This is a genomic window from Paenibacillus sp. FSL H8-0548 (assembly GCF_038630985.1).
Classification (GTDB): domain Bacteria; phylum Bacillota; class Bacilli; order Paenibacillales; family Paenibacillaceae; genus Pristimantibacillus.
In genome coordinates, this window is the sequence record NZ_CP152049.1 from 5,797,391 (window position 1) to 5,813,650 (window position 16,260).

The 16,260-nt window shown below is 47.2% G+C and carries 8 protein-coding genes; 1 reads left to right on the forward strand and 7 read right to left on the reverse strand.

The window, feature by feature from the left end:
• Positions 1–25: 25 nt before the first annotated feature.
• From MHI37_RS24875 to MHI37_RS24885, 3 genes are all read right to left on the reverse strand, one after another.
• Positions 26–856, reverse strand: coding sequence for a carbohydrate ABC transporter permease (locus tag MHI37_RS24875; protein WP_076337178.1), 831 nt, complete (start codon positions 854–856; stop codon positions 26–28).
• On the reverse strand, positions 853–1,749 hold the full coding sequence (locus MHI37_RS24880) for a sugar ABC transporter permease (protein WP_076337177.1): 897 nt from the start codon (positions 1,747–1,749) through the stop codon (positions 853–855). Before MHI37_RS24880 ends, MHI37_RS24875 begins: the two co-directional genes overlap by 4 nt.
• A 315-nt stretch (positions 1,750–2,064) precedes the next feature.
• Positions 2,065–4,302 carry an alpha-L-rhamnosidase gene (locus tag MHI37_RS24885; RefSeq protein WP_076337176.1) on the reverse strand — a complete coding sequence of 746 codons (2,238 nt, stop codon included), beginning with the start codon at positions 4,300–4,302 and terminating at the stop codon, positions 2,065–2,067.
• Between the two features lie 113 nt (positions 4,303–4,415).
• On the opposite strand from MHI37_RS24885, the gene MHI37_RS24890 reads away from it, so the two are divergent.
• A complete protein-coding gene (locus MHI37_RS24890) occupies positions 4,416–5,300 on the forward strand; it encodes an AraC family transcriptional regulator (RefSeq protein WP_179090222.1) in 885 nt (294 codons plus the stop codon).
• 711 nt (positions 5,301–6,011) lie between these two features.
• Here MHI37_RS24890 and MHI37_RS24895 read toward each other — a convergent pair.
• The 4 genes from MHI37_RS24895 to MHI37_RS24910 form a co-directional block, all read right to left on the reverse strand.
• Entirely contained in the window at positions 6,012–6,602 is a 591-nt protein-coding gene (locus MHI37_RS24895) for a hypothetical protein (protein ID WP_076337174.1), read from the reverse strand.
• Positions 6,603–6,992: 390 nt separating this feature from the next.
• On the reverse strand, positions 6,993–8,015 hold the full coding sequence (locus MHI37_RS24900; RefSeq protein ID WP_179090221.1) for an S-layer homology domain-containing protein: 1,023 nt from the start codon (positions 8,013–8,015) through the stop codon (positions 6,993–6,995).
• 84 nt (positions 8,016–8,099) lie between these two features.
• Positions 8,100–13,853 (reverse strand): Ig-like domain-containing protein, encoded by a 5,754-nt coding sequence (locus MHI37_RS24905; protein ID WP_076337171.1) that lies wholly within the window; start codon positions 13,851–13,853, stop codon positions 8,100–8,102.
• A gap of 296 nt (positions 13,854–14,149) precedes the next feature.
• Positions 14,150–16,249, reverse strand: coding sequence for a glycosyl hydrolase 115 family protein (locus MHI37_RS24910; protein WP_076337170.1), 2,100 nt, complete (start codon positions 16,247–16,249; stop codon positions 14,150–14,152).
• Positions 16,250–16,260 lie beyond the last annotated feature (11 nt).

The following is a 16,260-nucleotide window of genomic DNA, read 5'->3' on the forward strand; positions in this document are numbered from 1 at the left end:
GATAGATTGTTAAGATCCACCGCGTTCAGCCTTTGACCGACCCCGCTGCAATGCCTTTGATGATGTATTTCTGCAAGAAGAGATAAACAATTAATAGAGGGATTACCGATAATACCATTCCTGGAAACAACAGCGACCAATTGGTAACATGCTCACCAACGAACATATAAAGTTCAATCGTAATCGTCCGGCGGCTCTGGTCCTGAAGGAAAAGCAGTGGGATAATAAAATCATTCCACGTGTTAAGAGCTGTAAGGACAGCAACCGTAGCTGTTGCAGGCTTAATAATGGGGAAAACTGCGACCCAGAATGCCCGTATTTTAGAACAACCGTCTATCCATGCTGCTTCCTCTAATTCCTTCGGCGTTGATTTTAGAAAACCGGTAAACAGAAACACTGCAAAGGGCAGATTAATTGCCGTGTAGATGAGAATCGCACCATGAAAGGTATTGACTAGATGCAGCGTGTTCACAAATTTGTAAAGAGGAACCATTGCAAGCTGGAAAGGCACCATAATGCCTGCTATAAAGTAAATATAAACTAAATAATAAGCGCTGCTTGATTTTCTAGCAAGAGGATAAGAAGCAAGAGATCCAAACAAGATTAGCGCTAGCACCGTAAACACAGTAATCAGCACTGTATTGCCCAGCACCTGAGGAAACCGCATTAGCTCCCAAGTATCGAAGTAATTCCCAAAGTCCAGCCCGGAAGGGAGAGAAAGAGGGAAACCCGCCATCTCCTTCGGAGTCTTAAAGGTCATGGACAAGACGAAATAAAACGGGATAAAAAAAACAATAGCTGCTGCGACCATAACAATTTCCAGTACATAAGTACCTGCTGCTTTTCCCCTCGTCATTCCCCAACCTCCCTCCTTCTGAGAACGATAATTTGGATAACGCTAATCACTAAAATAATGAGAAACATAATTACGCCCATTGACGTTCCATAGCCGAAATTATCCTTCTTAAACGCCGTTGTGAACAGGAGTGTTGTAATCGTTTCCGTTGCTTGAAACGGTCCCCCCTTGGTCGTTACATAAATAATATCGAATGCCTTCAACGAGCCAATACTAGCCAAAACAATATTAATGGTCATCGAAGGGGCTAGCATCGGGAACGTAATGAAACGAAATTTCCGCCAGCCGCCAGCCCCATCAATATCCGCAGCCTCGTAGAGATCCCCGGGAATCGTCTGCAAATTAGCTAGAAAGATAATCATTGAATAGCCAATATATTGCCACAGCATCATGACTACAATCGCATATAAGGCAAAGGCCGGATCTCCTAGCCAGCTTTGCTCCATATTACCAAGCCCCAAGGAGCGAAGAAGCACATTCAGCAGTCCATTCTGTGGTTCATAAATATAGAGCCAGGTATATCCGACAACAAGCGGGCTAAAAATAGCGGGCGCGAAGAAGACGACTTTAAGTATTGATTTTGTCCGGATCTTCGAGTCCAGTGCCAACGCCAAAGGGATAGCTAAGCCGTTCTGGAATATCACAATCAATCCGGCAAATACAAACGTATTGCGCAGCGCCTTCATAAATGTTTTGTCCGTCAGCATTTGTGCATAATTGCTAAATCCGATGAAATCCATCGTTTTTGTGAAGCCATTCCAATTCGTCATACTGTAGTAAAAGCTTGAAATCACAGGGCCTAGAAATATAACGGTGTAAATCAGAAATGCAGGTGCGATAAAAGCGACCCACCACATATGCTCTTTGGTGCGTAGCGACAAATTCGCCAACATGATCCTCTCCTTCATTCGATGCGTGATCACTTCTCTTAGTTATAAGATTACTAGGGATCGCCCACGATAGAAATGATGTAAAATTCATTTCTTTTCTCTTTTTTTCGGTTGATTATTGTTCGGTATATTTCCATGGCACCTTCGATGAGACTGAATTAGATAACGGGCTTGTCATCCACAAAAGCACAAAAAAACTGACCACCAAACGAAGCTCTTGCTCCGTCAGGCCAGCCAGTTTTTAATGAAATATCGATTTCTGCCATGCAGCTGCTTGAACAGTTGAACGCGTTGCTTCTACGAAGTTCTAAGCAAGTCTTATTCTAGCTTCATATCGTGAATACCAGGTCCGATCTCCATGACGACCTTTCGCTGCGGAAGAGAAATCTCCATTCTCGCGTCGATCGCCGCTGGAATGTTGGCCTTCATTCGAATGCCGCCCCCAGGGAGTTTCTCCCATCGGACGTACAGATCACCTTGAACAGTCCAAACCTTCGCCTCTGCAAAGGTTAAGGAATCAGGAAAATAAGGGCGAATGACTGCCTTCCTAAAGCCTGGCGCTTCTGATTGTATCCCAACTACATATTCCTGCAGAAGTCGAGCCGGATAACCATTCCATGCATGGGAATGGCTTTCGATATCCTCCCAGCCTTCCCACATCGTTCTAGCACCCTGCGCGATCATATACCCCCATCCTGGATATTCGCGGCGATTCAAAATAGCGAAGGCTTCCGCTTCCCGATCATTCTCGAACAGCATCCGCAGAAGCGGCAGCGACAGAACCGTGCGGCACTCCCACGGCATATCTGCAACAAAAGCAATCGCTTTCTCCCGGTCGCTACTCGGAATCACATCCGCATACAAGGCAATCGCAGTCACCCCTTGATGGGCCCGCTTGGACCGATAGCAGTCCTTCACCCGCCCCAACGGCTGATCATATAAATGCTTCAGGATGTTGCTAGCCAATTGTTCAGCCGACTGCCGATAGGAAGCGGACAGCTCTGTCTCACCAACGAATGCCGCTGTTTCAGCAACAATCCTGATCGCTTGCAGCAGCTTGATCTGTTGAACAGTCAGAAATTCGCCTTCATGATCTACAGACGGATAAGGCCAATCACTGATGTGCCAGCCTTTATCGAGCGGAACAAGCCCTATAGCCGGATCAAGCCTGCTTATAAAATAATCCACCATCCTACGCAGCGGAGCATGATAGGTATGCAGCAGCGAGCCGTTTCCAGAAGTCTCGTACAGCTTCCACAGCAGTGTTGCATAATGCAAATCCCATTCTGGAATTTGCAGTGTAAAGTCTGGGTTGTCATAGTTGGATGGTGCCACAAAAGGGAAAGTACCGTCTTCGAGCTGGGCATCGGCAAAATCGCTAAGCGTCTTCTCAATGACAGTTAATGCGTTAAAGTTGTAAAATAGCGTCTCCGCCTGCAAATCCGTATCTGCGATATATTGGGCTTGCTCGCGGTGGGGACAATCTACGGTCTGCCCCAGCGTATTGTTCTTTTGAGTGCGAATACATGCTTCGTATAGGGAGTTCAAATGGTCGTCAGAGCAGCGGAAGCCTCCCGTGTAGTCGATGTCCGTATAGGCCAGGCAGACGATAAGTTCATTTTCCGTCTCGATCGACAGCGGGTAACCGGTTATTTCGACGTAACGGAAAGCCTTGTACGAGAAATCCGGTTGCCACTCCTCCAATGTATCTCCGCGCATCGTGTACTGATCATAATAATGATCCGAGTCCTCGTTGCAAACATTGTGTTTGACTCTCCCCCAATCATCCAGATCCTCGGAGTATCGCATACGAACCGTCACGCCCTCGATCCCCTTTAGCCTCAGCTTCGGCCAACCGGATACGATGACTCCCGCATCGAACACCTGGGGCCTATCCGTCTCATTCCAGCTTCCAGCATGCAGTTCAAGCTTTCTTAAAGGAAGCTCCTCTCCGATCGCTCCTTCGGGAATCGCCTGCCTTGCCATTGGCCACTCTTCCTTGCCTATTCTCGCTTTCTTGGCCTTCGCTGTAGGCAATGTAGAATTCCAGCCCGCATAACGCCAAGCCTCATCCCATTTTCTCGCGTCATAATCCTCTATCGCCGATACTCTGCGGTTCTGCTGATAGAGGGTACCTATCCGGTGCGGCATGTCTACAAGCGTTGTCCAGCTCGTATCGCTCTTCACAATCCTCTTCTTGCCGTCCGCATAGGCTAGATGGAGCTCAAGACGAAACCCGGGCAGGCCATCAACATAATTCTGCCCCCCTCCCCCTAAATAGTGTGCATCGGCTGTAATGCAATTTGTACCTGTCTGTAACTGATCGGAGATATCATGTTCCATAAATAGCTTTCTCTTCCATGGGTTTGTTGGCGCCGGTGTGCCGTAACCGCCTATTCTCACCCCATTTATATACACCTGAACATAGTGATGAGCCGATACGTACAGCTGTGCGGAGACTAATTCCCCTGCAGCCTTAAATTCCTTGCGAAAATAAGAAAAATCGTTAATCCGTATACGTCGTGATCGCCAGATCCATTCTGAAATTCCATTCATCTTGTCCAGCTCCTCGCATTTTTTCCAAGCATAACATAACGTTCTCCCTTGCATATGGGGGTGATTCGTGATATTAATAGGGCAATTACAACTCTATAAAAGGAATGATGATCTTGAACTTTACTTCATATATTCTCGAGGGCAGGATGTTCTGGGAGCCTGATTTTCCAATGTATGTAACGAGAGAACGCGAGCGCTTCTCTCTGCCTATCCATGCTCATGATTTTGTGGAAATCCAGTATGTCGCTGAAGGAAAAGGATATCATTATGTAGGAGAAGAAAGACTTTTGGTAGAGAAGGGAGATCTCTACATTATTCCTATAGGGACTCGCCACGTTTATCGTCCTTCATCCGAAGCACCCAAAGACGAGTTAATCGTATATAACTGCCTCTTTGCCTCTGGGGTTTTGGAGCTGCTTCAGCGAACCTATCCTCTGCCGACCGAAATCAGAGAACTATTGTCCGATGAGCAGCGAGCCTATCACACTTATAAGGATCTCTACCATGAAGCACGTATGCATATGGAAGAGCTGCACCGAGAATATAACACAAAGCAGCCGGGTTATGAGGCTGCTTTGTACGCCCTGTTGACCCGGCTGCTCGTTTATTTGTACCGTCTAGAATTGAATCTAGTCTCTCCACTTCCTGCTTATACGCAATTCGGCTCCATACTCACATATATCGAGGAAAATTATAATCAGCCCTTGACTCTATCCGATATCGCTAAGCTCATTCCCGCAAGTCCGGGTTACGTACAGCGGATGTTCAAGCTGACCACTGGACAGTCGTTCACCGAATATAGGCAAAACCTGCGAATTAAGAAAAGCACAGAGCTACTCGAACAATCCTCCCTGTCGATCAAGGAAATAGCCGAGAGGGTTGGATACCAGGATCTGAAGTTCTACCATTCGTTATTCCGGAAGAAGACAGGAACTTCCCCCCTGCGTTACCGCTCTAATATTCGCGATTCAGCTTTTAATAGTGACGTTAATCCGTAGTTGTCATGACCCGACTGAAGCTGTGACTGGAAGAGCTGTCGAACAAATTGCCGGTTTAGTACCTGTCCGTGTATAGTTAGCTATCCTGCACTTTAGCAGGATAGCAGCTGGTTTTCCGTGTTCCCACTTGCCTATGTTGTACGCCTGCAATATAGACAGCCTTACAGAGACGTGTCCAGCTGAAATCAACCTATCCTAATGCATATGTGCAGGATAGGCAGCTGTGTGAGGCTAAAAAGCGCGAAGTTAGTGCGAATGTGCAGGATAGCCTGCGTGCGAGAAAAGTGTAGGTTCGTGTTCGGAGCAATTTTGCGGCTACCCTGCTGCTAAACTCACTCGAGTGCCGTATTGTCCGTTATCTTAAGAGAGCTCCAGCAGTCTAACCCTCAACCTTGGGTTAAAAAAGACGCTGCCCGTAAAGATCGCACTTCACGTCCTTCATCACTATCTCTGAACAAACAGAAGCCAACCGTCACTCTTGACCGATTGGCTCTTCGTTCCTTTATTGCGCTTCTCGCTTCTACTTCTCCAGCTTAATTCTTTTCGTCATTCCAATTATACTTGCTCCAAAGCCGACCTTACTCAGTCCGAGCATTATACCACCGACAAAACCAGGAGTCTCCGACGCAATACGAACCTCCCCTTTGACCTTTTAAACTCATTCATTAACGACATACCGAATACTATCTGGACAGTCAAAAGTTCTAATGCTTAAGAAACCAGCAAATCAGCGTCAGAATCAGATGTTTTTTGCTTGGAACAAATAATTTGAGTTATGGATAAGTGCTGGTTTTGAGCAAACAGGCGAAAAATTGACGTGCGCAAATAAGCGGCAACGGTGGCCTTCGAAACCATGTGCATCCGAGTCGTTCCATGTGCGTTCAACTCGTTTAAGCGCGCCAGCGCAGGAACGGACAGGAAATAGCGCTCCAGCAGGAGCATGGCTTTCCCGAATGTCTTGGCAGCCACAAAGCCTTGTTCGATCATCTGCACGACATGGGAATCCTGCCTCTCTGAGGGTTCTCTCCAACTGAATATGGTTTTCACGCCATCCTGCAGATTCATGAATAAGGGTAGGCAAAACCACTTCTGCGGCGTTCCCATGAGAATGCCAACAGCGCCAAACAGATGTCCGAAGATGTACTCCGCCTTGGAAGAATTGTCGGACTCCTGATGAAGTTTTTTGACGCTAGGCATCCGCCGCGCTTCCTTTGTCTGCTTCATCCCATCGCCTATTAGTACAGCCATTCCATTAACATAGTGAAGTGGAGCTGTTTGCTTCACGACTTGAAGCCATTTCAACCGAAGGGATTCCAGAGACCAAGCGGAAGAACGAAAAAAATGGATGAGACTCTCATAGCAACGGGATTGCAAAGACAGATCCCGAATGAAGAAAGTCACACCCAGATGATCCGAACGCAACATGAGGCCGAAGATGGTAACAACAAACCAGTGGTAAGCGGCTCCTCTGGAGAAGCAAGGACGAAAATGTTGCATGATAGAATCGATATATTTTAGCATGTTATGGTATGGTGAATCGCTAAAAAATCGGATAAACTACTGAATGTAGCCCATACAGCGATTGATCTCCTTTTTGGTGTCGGAACCTTAGGATATCATGCCTTCGCTTGTTTGGGTTATTTTTCTATGGAAAACTTTTAACTGTCCAGAATATAAATAGTAGTTAGTTAACTACGCACCCATAAGCTTATGAAGAACATCCAGAAGAATACTGACTGCTTCGGCCCTGGTTGCCCGATCAAGAGGCGCGAATATGTTACCCCCACGTCCCTGCATTAAACCTTGATCGACCGCTAATTTTACTGATGGATTTGCCCAAACAGGGATACTCGCTGTATCCGAAAAGGTCAGGTCAATGATATGGTCTGGTTGTTCCTTTAGAGCACGAACGACCATAACGGCCATCTCCGACCTGTTGATCAATCGGTCGCTTTGGAACGTGCCGTCGTCATACCCCTTCACTAGACCTGCTTGTACAGTAGCGGCAATGTGTTCTTTGGCCCAATGAGGTATTAGCTTTTCATCGGTAAACTTTAGGACTCCCTGTGCTGCTGGAAGAAGTAGCGTACGCGCCAACAGTGTGGAGAACTCTGCTCTGGTAATCGGAAGATCCGGTCTGAACGTCCCATTACTATATCCGGTTACAACGCCCAACTCCAGCGCTTGATTTAATTTCGTTTCAGCCCAGTGATTTTTAATGTCGTTTATTTTTACGGTCTGCAAATGACTTGGGAATTGCACCTGTTTCTGTTGATTCAACCGCATATCACGGAGAGAAGAGTCGACCAATCTGGCTTCCTTGAATACAACATCCGAATTACCGCCCCGAATTCGTTTGAAGCGCAGTTCTGTCATTGTTGCGTTTCCTGAAACCCCTTTTGTGTTACCGACCTTAGTGTGCGCGAACAGGATATGCTTCCCCTTAATACTGGGATTAACCGTAAATCCTTCCCACGTGGTACTTGCACCAATAAATTGCAAACGAAGTGAATCAAATTCAAATTGCAGTTCAAACGCATAAACATCTGACAAGTCCTTTCCTAGCACGGTTAGATGAATTCCATCGTTTGTCTCCAATGTCTTAATTTCAAATAATGCTTTTTGTTTTTCGGCTGCCTTCACATCCGTGTAAGATAAGCCAGATAAGGTGAAAATCATCACAGCTACTAAAATAAATCTTATGACATTCGTCATCGATTCCATCCTTTCCATAAACACAACGCGGGAGGAGACAATTTAACGTCTACCTCCCACCTTTTATGCGAATTAAACACTCAGCTACTCATTCAGCCATTCATCCAGAATCATCTGGGCAATTGCTGCGAGTGTAACGATATCAATGCGCCCTTGCTCAAGAAGATCGGCTTGAGCAATCTCGTTCCAATTCGCGTCCTCTTCCGTCGCTCCATAGTATTTCGCCACAATCGACAGATCCTTAATCGTCACTTTGCCTGTACCTCCCACAAGTGTAACGATTTTTGAAGCAAAGGTTTGTACGGCTTCATTCAATGTTTGGGTCGCCTGATTCACTTGCTCCTGTGTAGCGGAACCGCTACCTTGAACCGACTGTGCCGTTTGAATCGCCGCTGTAAGCATATCCCTTGCTGCTTGCGGATGCTGACCAACTTTATTGCCGGCTACTGAGCGATTCAATTTCGCTTGTGCTATACCAATTGCCGCCTGCAACGTCGTTTTATCTACAGGTACATCTTGTCGTTGTATGACTGCATCTTGGTAAGCTCTAACTGCATTCGATAGTGCAGTCACAGCCGAATCAATCTCGGCTTGTGAGGCGGTAGGATTACCGGTTACCCCTACCACTGCTTGAATGGCGGCATGGAATGCTGCTCTTGCTGCAGCAGGATATTGACCCGGCGCGTTACCTTCTAACGTGTTATCGTACAGTAGCTGCGCTTCGCCAATACGTTCACCAAGCATTGTTTTATCGGTACGCTTTACGTCGATGTCTAGCCGAGCATCTATCACATCGACCAAAGCGCTTTCAGATTCAAAGGAAACTTCATAGTCAGAAAGCGAAATATTTAACTGCCCTGATTCAGCGTTCTCTAATATCTTAGCGTGAAGCGTCAAGAATTCACCTGCTTCAGTCACTGGAGCACCGGTTTTTGCCATGATGATCCGCAATTGACCTTGTTCTGGTTTTACAGCCGTGCCTAGCACTTGCATCGCGTTGTCATTCAACACGCTCCATGCCGCCTCCGATAGCGAAATGGTTCCCTCGTGATCCACTGTATCAAAAGCTACCTTAAGCGGATCATAGTTCAAGACAACATCTAGCGTAGAGAAACCCCCGGTTAGGCTTGATAGGCCTAGCGTCAAATCCAGCGTTTGACCGATATACGCTTCACTCGGTCCACTTACACTTCCCTTTCCTCCCAGCTTTTCGGGCTCTTCACCACCACTGTTCGCAGAATTGACAGTCAACTCAATTTCTCTGGTGAAAAGGAAACCGCCTGGTATATTACTATATGAATCAACGTTTACTTTGATCGAAGTTGTCCCCGGCTGATGAGCCGTTACGATACCGTGCTCATTTACTGTAGCAACCGAAGAATCGCTGGAGGTCCAATAGACTGGCTTGTAATGTGCCGTGGATTGGAAAATACCAATACCCAGCTCAAGTGTTTTGCCAGCATCAAGGCTTACTTTTCTATTCTCTGGTATTTCGACTTCGTCTTTGCGATATAACATAATGTCTTCTACGATAATGGGATATTTCACTCCGATTTCAACCGATTGCTCGATACCATTCGAAGCACGTGCCGTAATGACGGCCGAACCAATAACCTCGCCTTGATTACCTTCTAACATGGCGGCAGTTACATGCCCATTCTGATCCACACTGATTACAGTCGGGTCAGAACTGCTCCATGTCAGACTGGTATCAGCGTAGTTCGGAGTAACTGTTGCTTGCAGAGTCGCGTTGTCTCCAATAATGAGTGACGATGGCGCCCCCTGAATAGCAATGGATTCTGCTGGAACAAGAAAACGGCCAAACACCTGGAATTCTCTCACTCCCGTCCACTGTCCTGGATATATCTTCGTTATCGTAAGACGAATATATCGGCCTAATACTTGATCTGGGACGTCGTCGGTGGTTGCCATACGTACCGAGCTGCTAGCTGCACTCACCATATCATTGCGAGTGATCACCGTTATGAAATTCGTGCCGTCCTCTGAAACCTCAATTGTGTAATCCTGCGGTGTCCAACTAACCAGCGCTGTCCGGTCAATGAGTGCCGTCTGTCCCAAGTCGACCGTCAACTTCTCACCGGCATGGGCACCACCTGAAGACCAAGCCGTACTTTCTTGTCCATCTACCGCATATCTAGCAGGGTTTGAGCCCCCTGCCCGAGTTGCGGTAATCGACTTGTTCAGTGACAACAAGTCCGTCACAGTGATTGCCGAGACCGCGGAGAAGCCGCCGTCTTCCGATTTCGTCGTAATTTGCACAGACCCTGCCTTCTTCGTAAGTACTAGTCCAGACTTATCAACATCCGCCACATCCGAATCGCTAGAATGCCATGTGACCTTCGTATTATCTGCAGTACTTGGAACAACTGCCACCTCAAGCTGCTGCCATTGTCCTGCAATCAGACTTGCGGAAGATGGTGTTACCGTGATCCCCGTCACCCTGATTTCGTCAGCTACGACAATCGGTATTGAAACTGAAGCCCCTCCATCTTTAGCAGTTACGGTTAGATTCGTTGTCCCGTTCTGTAATGCTGTCAATAGGCCACTGTCATTTACAGTTACAACAGAAGTGTCCTCAATAGACCAAATCAATTCTTTATTCGCCGTATCTACAGGCAGCACGGTCGCCGTCAGCGTCTCTGTATCTCCTTGGCGCATCCGGACGGAAGAAAGGTTCAGCGTGATCTCCTTCGACTGTACGGGTACGACCGTAATCGTTATGCGATCTGTCAAGCCGGAATCTATAGATGTTGCGGTTATTGTCGTTGACCCTTCCGTCACCCCTGTTACGAGTCCATTCTCGCTAACAATCGCAACCGAAGCGTTACTAGTAGACCAGTTTACTTCCGGGAAAGAGGCGTTCTCTGGATTAACATCGGCTGTTAACTGCAAGGTACGTCCGAGGCTAAGAGTCGCGTCACCGGGAGAAATCGCGATGCCCTCAACTGGAATTCTGGATACGTTCAACTCAATGATTTGCTGAGCGTTCCCATCTGCAGAAGTAATCGTAATTTGGGTATTACCATCGCGATGAGCAAGAAGTGTGACAGAGTCCGTCACGTTGGTCTGCTGGATAAGCTCCCCTGCTCTCGACGTTTCAGCCGCTTCTCCAAGGAAAGAGGCTACATTAGGATCAGAAGATGTGAAGACGATTCGCTGGTCCTTTGCGTCGCTATTGCTGATTTTTGCCTTCAGGAGAATACGCTCTCCAACAACGGCTGAGAGTTCTTCTGCAATAGCCGGCATTGTCAGACTAACTCCCGCGGCAAGAACAGGCACTGCAACGACAACATTTCGAGAATCGGAATAGTTGCCTTCTTTCGTTGTCACCGTAATCGTGGTGGTTCCCTGTCCGACAGCCGTTACAATGCCTTGCTTATTCACGATTGCCACAGCCTCATTGCTACTTTTCCAGACAAGATTGGAATATGTGAACTGATCTGCAGGCTGTACCGTGGCAACCAGTCGCTCACTTTCTCCAGCGATCAGCTCCAGCGTGCTCTCCTCCAGTTCCACACCAGTAACAGCTGTAGGTTCTACAGCGTAGGACGCCACGGAATTATGAGAGACTTGAGCTGTCGAAGGCTTGATAGACGCTTTGCCCCGCCATAAATACGCATACATCCCGTCCATAACATGACCGTCATATGTGAAGAGCGTCCGGTTATCAACCGTATTACCAATTTCTGTTGTGCTTCCTCCTGGAATCCAAGGAGTGAACCAGTCGTCATGTCCGTCACCTTTGCTCAGCCATTCAGCTGCCCAGTAAAAGAAACCAATTTGTGCATTATGCGGGTTAGGCACGTCGCGAAGCGCCTGCATATATTCGATTAACCAGTTGTATTGTCCGCGCTGCGACGTCTCGTAGTACGAGTTTCCCATGCTCCCCGATACATTCATCGGAGAATATCGGACTGTCGAATGAGCCAGTCCCGTTTCAGAGAAAATCACGTCTTTGTTCGGCCAGCGTGTAAGATTGTTAGATAATATCCTTACAATGCTGCCAGTCTCTCTGCCGCCATACAAGGAGTAGGCTTCTCCGTCCCACAGCACGTCGTTATTCTCCATATCCGTATACCAACTGTTGGTGTATGCGACATCGTAACCATTATTGAGATGGAGGAACCCTCTCGTATTCGGAGACGCATCTTTTATTGCCTGATAGGAGGCATTACTCAGTTTCGCGAAGCCTACCTTGTTGTTGGACCAGATCTTTCCATCCGGCCATACATAACCGGCATTCATCTCATTGCCCATTTTGACGGAGTCCGGAGCGAGCCCCTCATCAACCAAAGTCTTTATAAAATCATAGGTGTAGTTGTACATCGTTGTTTGCAGTTGTTCCATATTTTGGTCGAACCAAGCCAGCGGCTTCCACGCTTTGCCCACGCTCATCCATTGGTCGCTGTAATGGAACGACACTTCAAACTTCATGCCGTGCTCCTTGGCCCTCCTAGCGATTTCAAGCGCCTGCTCTTTGCCAAAATAGCCAGGAATCATCTGGCGTGGTTTAGTGACCGTGCCTACCCATGCTAGGTCTCCTGTATACGTCATCGTATCGGTCACCATCACAAGATCATCCCGAAGGCCCGCATGGTAGTCCTTCCAAGCTTGCTCGTCGTAAATATAGTTCCCGGATTCCACGAAAAACATGGAAGTGACCGCATTAACGCCTCTGTTGCGAGCTATATCAAAAAAGTCTTGTTCGACGCCGTTTGCTTTATACTTACCACCGTAATCTTCCACGACAAGCAAATAAGATACGTCCACGCCTTTAACCACAGTCTGATCAATTTGGAACAGATCAATGTTATCGACTTGTCCGTCGCCCGTTCCGTCATTACTACGTTCGACGTAAATCGTAGCCGTTGTTTCTTCCGGTCCCGTGCGGAAAGCAACAGAGACTAGCGAATATATGGTCGTCGCTGACGGAGCCGAGCGACTTTCATCGATGCCTTCTACTCCGATACGAATCCGCTCATTTCCATTTCCGACTTTCGTACGCACTGTCGCGATATAATCCTTCCCCGGTTCGACGGCAACAGTTTGCGAGATACGAGAACCCGGGCTAAGTTTTGCTGCATAAGCTCCAGCGTCAACACCAGTTGTAATGGCTGAGACACTGCCAGTTGTTGCCCATCCATTCATGTTTCCGCTTTCAAAACCCCAGTTTTGTAGAGGATTTTGATCAGAATGCTCCATATAAAACTCAACATTGTCTATTTCTATTGCCATTCCCGCAATAGCATCCTGAATATGAATTCCGATTGTCGCCTGACCGTTATAGACGATAACGTTTCGTAACAGAACATGATTCCAGTCTGTCTTGTTTTTACCGAATAAGTTCAGGAAAGCTCGCATGGGTGGAGCACCGGTATCCTTCGCTTCGAGAAAAGCCGCTCTTTGCTGCGATGCGCTGTCCGGGGTCGGACTGTTCGTACGGATCCATGCGGACATCGTATAAGTGCCCTGTTCTAGACCCGTATGTACTTGATAAACCCCTACGCCAGGATTATCGTAATTGCCCGTTCTGCTTGTTGCCGAAAGCTTGAGAGAGTAATTCCCGCTTTGACTGCTCGACTGAGTTGTAACTGTCCCTGCTCTCGCGTTCGTCTGCCAGCCTGTCGGAGATATCGTTACTTGCTCATCCGCTTCAAATCCTGGATTTATGACAAGATTTCCTGCCGATGCGAATGATTCGTATGATGCCGCATTCGTTACCTGGCTATTGTTCCCCCCCCAAGCGAATGAAGCAGCAACCAATGCAAAACATACAAACGATAATAATGATTGCCGCATGATCTTTCTCAATCTCATTAGAATCCTTCCTCCTTTGTTATCAATTGCAAACGAGCCTATGATACATAAAAAAGACTGGAGCACATAAAAGGAAGCGTTTGCAAAACGAGTCTCCTATACTATAAAAGGAATGCAATAGGGGTAACAATAGACTCTTTTCCGTGTATGCACAATTTTCCAAACCCCTTGATGTACAAGGAAATTAAGATGTCTTTTGCACTTAAGAAGCGCTACAGCACACAAAAAAGCAATCTTCATGTTATTGACCAACAGAAGATTGCTTTATTCTGAGAGATGTATTCCGGTGTTTACTCTTACTCCGACAGATTCACACTTTTTGAGAAAAACACCTTTAATTGTCTCGCCAGCTCATCATCAGACAACGGATTGCGATGCGTGTTCTCCAAATAAATATACTTCTCCGTCTCGGGCATTAAATACTCCTTATACCATAAAAAGAAGTCGGGGCTGTCTCCATGCATCCGGATAAAACGTCTCAAGGTGTCAACATTGTTAACCGTACTCTCGATATTCGTCAGCCAGTCAGCTTTGTAAAACGACTCCCATTTGCCATGCTCAGCGTCCCGCAGGGCAACGAGACTATCGGAGTAACGCCACATCGACTCTGACGCATAAACAAACGCTTGCGGATACTTTCCGACGGCATAAGCCTCATATGCTTTGCAAAGCATATAGAAGCCTTCACAGCCAGACAAGTGCAGCGCCCCGTGGAGCCTTAGATGATCAATAGCTCTGCGTTTGTCTTTGCCATTAAGCAAGGCTATAGCCTCATCACATCGGAATAACCAAGCTCTCCAAGCCGCTACCCCTTGTTCTGCCTTCTCTCCAAACCGTTTCACCTGTTCTGCAAAAGGGACGTTTCCCACCGCCCAGAACTGTCTGGAATCAGGTTCATCCGTTTTTCCTTGCAGCCAGTGGCCGATAATTTGCCGCGCAGGGTGATGGTAATACTCGTCGCCTGCCCAATCGTCTTCATTCGGTCCGTAAGCTATGGCCGCATCTGCATAGCTTTGGTATAGCTCCTCCAAATCGGAATGCCCATTTGTATAGTAACACTTTACAAAATGTTGTAAATGCGTTTTTTCGTTCATTTCACCTGTAAGCCATAATTCCCGAATAATATCTAGAGTATAGATATGAGGACGAATGTTACCACAATTAAGCAACAGGTACTCATTGGATCTTGCTGCAAACGCGGATTCGATTTCACTTTTTATGAAGACTGACGAGCCAGGGAACATCGTCAAGTGGTTGGAAGCCTGCAAATCGTGAAATGTCACATGATAATACAAACCATGTTTGCCTCCATCATCCTCTGACGGTAATGCATGCACACGATAATTTAAATTGTTATGCCTCCGGGATACCATCTTGCCATACCCATTATCTGCCCATATTTTAATGACGTCATCCGGCAGCTGCACATATCCGCCTTTATACAACTCGGCAATTTCTCCGTACAATGCCACGCAGCAGACGGGGTTATCTACCGACTCGTTAATCATATCGTACTGCCGACTGATTACTTTACTAATCATATCGCCACGCTTCTCAGACGTATCAAAGACTGGGTCGTCAATCCAAAATGGCTTATCGCCCTGCCCACGGAACGACAGTACCCATACGACCTTCATATCCTTCTGTTCCTCGATCGCTTCACGCCACAAACGCTCAAACAATGCGGGCTCCGTATGATAGCTTGCCGCCCTGCCAGGGAACACACGAAGAAACATCTCCGCGCCTAGCGGCTCGGCATGATGATGCGTCACCCATAAACCCATTTCGGCGGCCAACTTGAAATGGATACCATGCCGGGGCAAATCCGTCCCAGGCAAAACCATGTTACCTCCGCAGCGAAGTAATGCCTCGAACACCGGCTCCCATACTTCTCGTGAAGGCGGATACTCCTCCTTCCATCCGATTAAACATACCTCATCGTTCACAAACCAGCCACGAAAGCGAACCTTGGGCGAAGGCGCATCATAATCAACAATGGGAACTATAATTTCACTCTGCCGCTCGATGGCCTGGTCGGCCCAAAACCAGAATGGCTGTATACCAAGATATTGCCTACTGAACTCAAGCATTCCGTAAATTAGACCGAGATCATCTGAGCCGATAATTTCCATCGTGACTTGTCCTTCTTGGGAAACAAAACGGTAGCCATACCCTTCCGGCTTCAGATCTAACTGGTCACTTTCTTCGGGCAGCCGGATGCTAATATCGGCAAGCTCTCCTACTTCTGTCACGATCTTGGCCGATTTCCCCAGTACCATCTCAATATCTCTGGATAGCATACGAAGCCCATGCTGAATCGCTGTTCCTGGCTTGTACAAAAGCCTAATTCGCACCGTTTCAGACAAGACCAACGTGCCGTTGACTTGTTTATTCATGACGATTAACT

Coding starts and splice junctions, on each gene's coding strand:
- MHI37_RS24885 (WP_076337176.1), bottom strand. CDS start 4,302: ATGAATGGAATTTCAGAATGGATCTGGCGATCACGACGTATACGGATT.
- MHI37_RS24900 (WP_179090221.1), bottom strand. CDS start 8,015: ATGACGAATGTCATAAGATTTATTTTAGTAGCTGTGATGATTTTCACC.
- MHI37_RS24910 (WP_076337170.1), bottom strand. CDS start 16,249: ATGAATAAACAAGTCAACGGCACGTTGGTCTTGTCTGAAACGGTGCGA.
- MHI37_RS24875 (WP_076337178.1), bottom strand. CDS start 856: ATGACGAGGGGAAAAGCAGCAGGTACTTATGTACTGGAAATTGTTATG.
- MHI37_RS24905 (WP_076337171.1), bottom strand. CDS start 13,853: ATGAGATTGAGAAAGATCATGCGGCAATCATTATTATCGTTTGTATGT.
- MHI37_RS24880 (WP_076337177.1), bottom strand. CDS start 1,749: ATGTTGGCGAATTTGTCGCTACGCACCAAAGAGCATATGTGGTGGGTC.